Below are 7,161 nucleotides of genomic sequence, written 5' to 3' on the forward strand. Positions count from 1 at the left end.
GGCCTCGGCCATCCTCTGCGTCACCTACACCAAGGCCGCCGCCGCCGAGATGCAGGCCCGCCTGTTCGAGACCCTGGGCAAGTGGGCGGTCATGGACGACGCCGCCCTGTCCGCCGAACTGGCCCGGCTGGACGCCAGCGAGCCTGACAGCCTCAACCCGGCCCGCCTGTCCGAGGCGCGCCGCCTGTTCGCCCGCGCGCTGGAGACGCCCGGCGGGCTGAAGATCCAGACCATCCATGCCTTCTGCGAAAAGCTGCTGCGCCGCTTCCCCATCGAGGCGGGCGTCTCGCCGCGCTTCACCGTGCTGGAAAACGAGGCCGCCATCGCCCTCAGCCAAGCCGCGCGCGAAGAACTGGCCCGCGCCGCGCTGCGGGACCCCGACGGCCCGGTCGGTCAGGCCTACAGCCATTTCGCCGTCGAACTGGACTGGGGTCGCTTCGAGAGCCTGCTGGCCATGATCGAGGCCAAGCGCGCCGACCTGACCGACTACGTTGCCCGCGTCGGCGACGGCTCGGCCCCCGGCCCGCACGCCCTGACCGGCGCCGATCCCGAACAGACGCCCGACGAGATCGAGGCCGACTTCATCCGCTGGCTGGACCGGGGCGAGGTCCGCCGCATGGCCGAGCTGATGGCCACCGGCGGCAAGACCGACAAGGACCGCGCCGCCGAACTGATCCACGCCCTGGATCATGAGTGGAGCTTCCACGGCCTCGGCGTCGTCTTCCTCACCGGCACGGGCTCGCCGCGCAAGTCGATGGCGACCAAGCAAGCCCCGCCTGACGCCGGCGGCTGGCTCAGCGATCTGCAGGCCAAGTATCTGGCGACGCTGGACGTGGTGCGCGCCGCCAAGGTCGCCGCCGACACCATCAGGCTGCTGACCCTGGCCGTGGCCCACGCCGCCTTCTACGAGGCGGCCAAGGCCGAGCGCGGGGCGCTGGACTTCTCCGATCTGGTGGCGAAAACCGTCGACCTGCTGACCGCCCGCTCGACCGCCGCCTGGGTGCTGTACAAACTGGACGGCGGCATCGACCACGTCCTGATCGACGAGGCCCAGGACACGGCGCCCGAGCAATGGGCCATCATGCGCGGCCTGACCGGCGAGTTCTTCTCTGGCGAAGAAACCGACCGCACCGTCTTCGCCGTCGGCGACGAGAAGCAGTCGATCTACTCCTTCCAGGGCGCCCGGCCGGAACGCCTGCGTCAGGAAGCCCAGGTCTACGACGCCCTGATCCGGGCCTCCGGTTCCGCCTTCGAAGGCGTGCCGCTGGAGACCTCCTATCGCTCGACCGAGGACGTCCTCGCCTTCGTCGACCATGCCTTCGCCGATCCCGAACGCACCCGCGCTCTCGTCGGCGAGGCGGGCGACATTCCCCGCCACCTGCCCGCCCGCATCGGCCAGCGTGGCAGCGTCGATCTCTGGCCCCTGTTCATGGACGAGGCCCCACCCGAGCGCGACGCCTGGGACGATCCGGTCGATCAGGAGAGCGTCGCCGGCGCCCGCAAGCGCATGGCCGCCGCCCTGGCGCATGAGATAAGGCGACAGGTCGAGACCGGCGCCACCGTCTATGATCGCAACACCCGCCAGCCGCGCGCCAGCGGCTATGGCGACTTCCTCATCCTGGTCCGCCGCCGCGACGCGACCTTCGAGGAAATCATCCGCGCCCTGAAGAGCGCGGGCGTCCCCGTCGCCGGGGCCGACCGGCTGAAACTGTCCAGCCATATCGTCTTTGACGACCTCAAGGCCCTGGCCCGCTTCGCCCTCTTCCCCGGCGACGACCTGTCGCTGGCCGAGGTGCTGCGCAGCCCCTTCTGCGACGTGGACGAGGCCTCGCTCTATGACCTGGCCGGACGCGAGAAGCGTCAGGGCCTGTGGCGCGAACTGAAGAGCCGCGCCGACGAACGCCCCGAATGGCGTCGCGCGCTGGAGCTGTGCCTGAGCGCCCGCGCGGCGCGCGACGGCGATCCCTTCGCCTTCTTCTCGACCCTGCTCAACCGCATGGACGACACGGGCGTTTCGGGCCGCGCCCGCGTGCTGACCCGACTGGGCCGCGAGGCCGAGGAGGCCATCGACGAGACCCTCAATCAGGTGCTGGCCGCCGAGAACCGCGGCGGGGTCGATCTGGAGACCTGTCTGGCCCTGCTGGAAGCCGCCGACGTCGAGGTGAAGCGCGAACTGGAAGGGCCGCGCGGCGAGGTCCGCGTCATGACCGTTCACGGCGCCAAGGGGCTGGAGGCGCCCGTCGTCATCCTGCCCGACACCACCATGAAGGCGAAGGCGCAGGGCCCGTCCCTGATGCCGGTCGCGCTTGATGACGGCGAGGCCTGGCTGATGTGCCCCGGCTCGTCCAAGGAGGACTGCGCCGCGTCCAAGGCCGCCCGCGACGCGCGCGAGGCCCGCGTCAGCGACGAGTCCCTGCGCCTGCTCTACGTCGCCCTGACCCGCGCCCGCGACCGGGTCATCGTCATGGGCCGCGGCTCGAAACGCTCGCCCGAACCCGGCGACTGGTGGTCGGTGATCGAGGAGACCTTCAACCGTCTCGGCGACGAGGTCCGCACGCTGGATAACAACGTCCGCCGCTACGGCGTCGATCTCGACGTCCTGCCCGCCGTCGCAGCCGCAACCGAGGCCCGCCCGGAAGCCCCCGACTGGACCCGCGCAACGCCCGCGCGCGACGCCGCCGCCCGCTTCGCCTCGCCGTCGCAGATGCAGGAGCAGAAGCGCATCCCCGCGCCGTCCCCGCTGGCGCGCGGCGAAGGCCCCGGCGCGGGTTTGGGGCGCTTCCGGCGCGGCGACCTGATCCACCGCCTGCTGGAACGCCTGCCCGACATCGCCGCGCCCGACCGGCCCGACGCCGCCGTGCGGATGCTGGCGCGCGAACGCGACCTGTCCGACGACCAGCGCGCGGAAATGATCGGCGCCGCCTTCGCCGTGCTGAACGACGCCCGCTTCGCCCCCGTCTTCGGCCCCGGCTCGCGCGCTGAGGTGGCCCTGACCGGCTCCTCGCCCGACCTGCCGTCCGGCGTCTCCATCTCGGGCCGCATCGACCGGCTGGTGGTCACGCCCGAACGGGTGCTGGTGGTGGACTTCAAGTCCAACCGCCCGGCCCCGGATCAGGTCGAGGACGCCGACCCCGCCTATGTGCTGCAGATGGCGGTCTATACGGCGGTGCTGCGTCGCCTCTATCCCGACCGCGCGGTCGAGGCGGCCCTGGTCTGGACCGACGGACCCAAGCTGATGGCGGTGCCGCAAAGCCTGATGGACGCGGCGCTTTCAAATGCGCGTTGATTTGTGCGGGATTCGCTCCCACATCTGCCGGGAACGCTGAACCGATCCTCGGCGCGCTACCCATTCGGTGCTCAAGCAGCGAGGCCCCGCGGGCCGAGCGGCAGCACCCCTAAAGGAGAACCATTCATGGCGACTGTCAAAGTCACCGACGAAAGCTTCGACGCCGACGTCCTGAAGTCCTCGACCCCTGTCCTGGTGGACTTCTGGGCCGAGTGGTGCGGCCCCTGCAAGCAGATCGGGCCGGCGCTGGAACAGATCGCCGACGAACTGTCGGGCAAGGTGACGATCGCCAAGGTCAACATCGACGACAGCCCCATGACCCCGTCCAAGATGGGCGTGAAGGGCATCCCGACCCTGATGCTGTTCAAGGACGGCCAGCTGGCCTCGATGAAGGTCGGCGCCATGCCCAAGGGCAAGATCGTCGAATGGCTGGCCGAGGCCGGCGTCAAGGCGGACTGATCCGCCTCAAACGATGAGATCAGGCGGCGGCGCTGAAAGGCCCGCCGCCTTTTTTCATGCGCCTAAACGGGCCAGGTCTCGGGGCTGGCGCCCAGCACCTCGCCCGCCAGATAGAGCGAGCCGCAGATGACGATGCGGCCCGCGCCCAGGGCCAGGGTGCGGTCCAGGGCCTCATCCACCGATCCCGCCGGCAGGGCGCCGAAGCCGCGCCCTTGCGCCACGGCGGCCAGAGCCGCCGGGTCGGCGGCGGCGCCGTCGAAGGCGACGGTGAAGACCTGCAGGTCGACACCCTTCAGCGCCTCGAAGAAGCCGCCCGCGTCCTTGTTGGCCAGCATGCCGACGATCAGGGCCGTGGGGCGCGGCGCCCGCGCCTGACGCTCGGCCAGCGACCGCGCCAGGGCGCGCCCGGCATGGGGGTTGTGCCCGCCGTCCAGCCACAGCTCGGCGTCGGCCTTCTGCGCCTTTTCGGCATAGGGACCGGCGGTCAGCCGCTGCATCCGGGCCGGCCAGCGCACCGATTTCAGCCCCTCGGCGATGGCGGCTTCGGGCAGGTCCAGCTCCAGGGCGGCGGCCACGGCCACGCCCGCGTTGTCGAACTGATGCGGACCGCTCAGCGCCGGGGCCGGCAGGTCGAGGAAACGCTCCTGATCCTGATAGACCAGCCCGCCGCGCTCGGCCCAGGCGTCGAAGTCCACGCCCATGACGGTCAGGGGCGAATGGACCTCGGCGGCGCGCCGCTCGATCACGGCCATGACCGTCTCGGACTGGCGGGCGATGACGCCCCGCGCCCCGGCCTTGAGTATCCCCGCCTTCTCGGCGGCGACGCCCTCGAGCCGGTCGCCGAGGAACTCGGCGTGATCCAGATCAACGGGGGTGATGACGCTGAGCAGGGGCCGGTCGATGACGTTGGTGGCGTCCAGCGAACCGCCCAGACCGACCTCGATGATGGCGAGGTCGGCAGGGGTCTCGCTCATCGCCAGGAAGGCGGCGGCGGTCGTGCTCTCGAACACGGTGGCTTCGCCCGCTACGGCCTCGATGCGGTCGAGAATGGCGTTCAACTGGTCGTCGCTGATCAGGGTCCCGGCCAGGCGGATGCGCTCGTTGAAGCGCACCAGATGCGGCGAGGTGTAAGCGTGAACGCGCAGGCCCGCCGCCTCGGCGATGGCCCGGATCAGGGCCACGCTTGAGCCCTTGCCGTTGGTGCCGGCGACATGGACCACCGGCGGCAGTCGATCCTGCGGATTTCCCAGAGCGGCGCACAGGGCGCGCATCCGGTCCAGCGACAGGTCGATGCGCTGGGGATGGCGGGCGCGCAGGCGTTCCGAGATCGGGTCCATGCGGAGGCTTTAGGCCGCCTTGCGCTTGCCGCCCATCAGCATGGACAGAATCTGGCCCAGGGTCGTCGGCAGGTCGCCGCGCGCCACGACCTTGTCGACCATGCCCTTGCCCTGCAGATACTCGGCGCGCTGGAAGCCCGGCGGCAGTTTCTCGCGGATGGTGGTCTCGATCACGCGCGGACCGGCGAAACCGATCAGGGCGCCCGGCTCGGCCAGGTGGACGTCGCCCAGCATGGCGTAGGAGGCGGTCACGCCTCCCGTGGTCGGATCGGTCAGGACGACGACGTAGGGCAACTGCGCCGCCTTCACTTCCTGCACCGCCAGGGTGGTGCGGGCCATCTGCATCAGGCTGAGGGCGCCTTCCTGCATCCGCGCGCCGCCGGCGGCGGTGAAGCAGACGAAAGGCACGCCGCGCTTCACGGCTTCACGCGCGGCGGCGACGAAGGCCTCCCCCGCCGCCATGCCCAGCGATCCGCCCATGAAGGTGAAGTCCTGGACGATGACGACCGCGGCCACGCCGTCGATCTTGCCGAACCCAATCGCCATCGTGTCCTTGCGGCCCGCCGCCTTGCGCGCCGACGACAGGCGGTCGCGATAGGACTTGCCGTCCGAGAACTTCAGCGGGTCTTCCGGCACGTCCGGCGTGTCGATGCTCTCGAACACGCCGTCGTCGAAGGTGGCCTTCAGGCGCGTGGGCGCATTGATGCGCATGTGACGGCCGGACGGCGTGACCCACAGGGCCGCCTCCAGGTCCGAGCGGAACAGCATCTCGCCGCTGTCCGGGTCCTTGACCCACAGATTGTCGGGCGTGTCGCGCCGGCTGACGATCTTGCGCACGCCCGGAGCGAAGCGGGACAGCCAGCCGCCGCGCGGCTTGTTCTCAGGATTTTTGTCGACCATGAGCGCGCCTTTAGACGGTTTCCCCAAGGAAAGCACTATTTGGGGAAGCACTAGTGCGAGCGGTTTTCACCGCATCGGCCAGAGCCCTGACCTTGGCCAGAACGCGGGGGACGGCGGGTTCGTTCGCCGCCAGGGCCGCCGCCACTTCATCAACGAAGACCGAGCCAGCCACCACCGCATCGGCCACGCGGGCGATCTCGGCGGCGCGCTCGGGCGTCTTGACGCCGAAGCCGACGGCGACCGGCAGGCTCGCAGCTTTACGGACCCGTTCGACGGCGGGGGCGACGGACGCGGCCTGCGCCTCCTTCACGCCCGTCACGCCCGCGACCGAAACGTAATAGACAAAGCCCGAGGTGCCCCGGGCGATGACCTTCAGACGGTCGTCGTCCGAGGTCGGCGTGGCCAGACGGATCAACGACACCGACTGCGCATCCAGCGCGGCGGCCAGAGGCCCGGCCTCTTCCGGCGGACAGTCGACCACGATCAGGCCGTCCACGCCCGCCGCCGCGGCGTCGCACGCGAAGGCCTCGTAGCCATAACTCTCGACCGGGTTCAGATAGCCCATCAGGATGACGGGCGTGGCATCGTCGCCCGCCCGGAAATCGGCCACCAGATCGAGCGTGCCGCGAAGGGTCATCCCCGCCGCCAGGCCGCGCAGGGCGGCGCGCTGGATCGGCGGCCCCTCGGCCATGGGGTCGGAAAAGGCCAGACCCAGTTCGATCAGGTCGGCGCCGGCGGCGGGCAGACCGCGCAGGATCTCCAGCGCCTCGTCGCGGCTGGGATCGCCGGTCATGACATAGGGGATGAAGCCGGCCCTGCCCTCGGCCTTCAGCGCGGCGAAACGGGCGTCGATGCGAGCGGTCGTCACTGGGGCGTCGCTCCCGCCGCCGCTTGGCCGGCGCAGACATTGCCCGGAATGGTGGCGAAGCCGAGATAGCCGGGCGTTTCCGGCGCCGAGGGGCCTGCAGTGTCGTAGAAGGCCACCATCTGCAGGCCGTCGCAGACGCCGCCGTCCTTGCGCTTGATCAGGACGACGCGGTTGTCGTCGCCGCCCGCGACCAGCCAGCCCTGGCCCTCGAAATGCTTGATATAGGTCTCGGCCAGGGCGCCGACGCCGGCCAGGGGGGCGGTGACGCAGAAGGCGCGACCGTTCAGCCCATGCAGGTTGCCGCAGTCCGG

The 7,161-nt window shown here is 70.5% G+C and carries 6 protein-coding genes; 2 read left to right on the plus strand and 4 right to left on the minus strand.

What is annotated here, in order from left to right:
- Positions 1-3,286, plus strand: a 3,286-nt coding sequence (gene addA, locus VGE49_RS11940; RefSeq protein WP_331034766.1) for a double-strand break repair helicase AddA, incomplete at its 5' end; no start/stop codon positions are given.
- 126 nt (positions 3,287-3,412) lie between these two features.
- Positions 3,413-3,745 carry a thioredoxin TrxA gene (gene trxA / locus VGE49_RS11945; RefSeq protein ID WP_292036557.1) on the plus strand — a complete coding sequence of 111 codons (333 nt, stop codon included), beginning with the start codon at positions 3,413-3,415 and terminating at the stop codon, positions 3,743-3,745.
- 62 nt (positions 3,746-3,807) lie between these two features.
- On the opposite strand, the gene VGE49_RS11950 is transcribed toward trxA, so the two are convergent.
- From VGE49_RS11950 to VGE49_RS11965, 4 genes are all read right to left on the minus strand, one after another.
- A complete protein-coding gene (locus VGE49_RS11950; protein WP_331034767.1) occupies positions 3,808-5,082 on the minus strand; it encodes a bifunctional folylpolyglutamate synthase/dihydrofolate synthase in 1,275 nt (424 codons plus the stop codon).
- 9 nt (positions 5,083-5,091) lie between these two features.
- Positions 5,092-5,982 (minus strand): acetyl-CoA carboxylase carboxyltransferase subunit beta, encoded by an 891-nt coding sequence (locus VGE49_RS11955; RefSeq protein WP_331034768.1) that lies wholly within the window; start codon positions 5,980-5,982, stop codon positions 5,092-5,094.
- Positions 5,983-5,992: 10 nt separating this feature from the next.
- Positions 5,993-6,850, minus strand: coding sequence for a tryptophan synthase subunit alpha (gene trpA / locus VGE49_RS11960; protein WP_331034769.1), 858 nt, complete (start codon positions 6,848-6,850; stop codon positions 5,993-5,995).
- On the minus strand, positions 6,847-7,161 hold a 315-nt coding region (locus tag VGE49_RS11965), incomplete at its 5' end, for a hypothetical protein (RefSeq protein ID WP_331034770.1). The genes VGE49_RS11965 and trpA, both read right to left, overlap by 4 nt.

The sequence above is a fragment of the Brevundimonas sp. genome (assembly GCF_036405315.1).
Lineage (GTDB): Bacteria > Pseudomonadota > Alphaproteobacteria > Caulobacterales > Caulobacteraceae > Brevundimonas.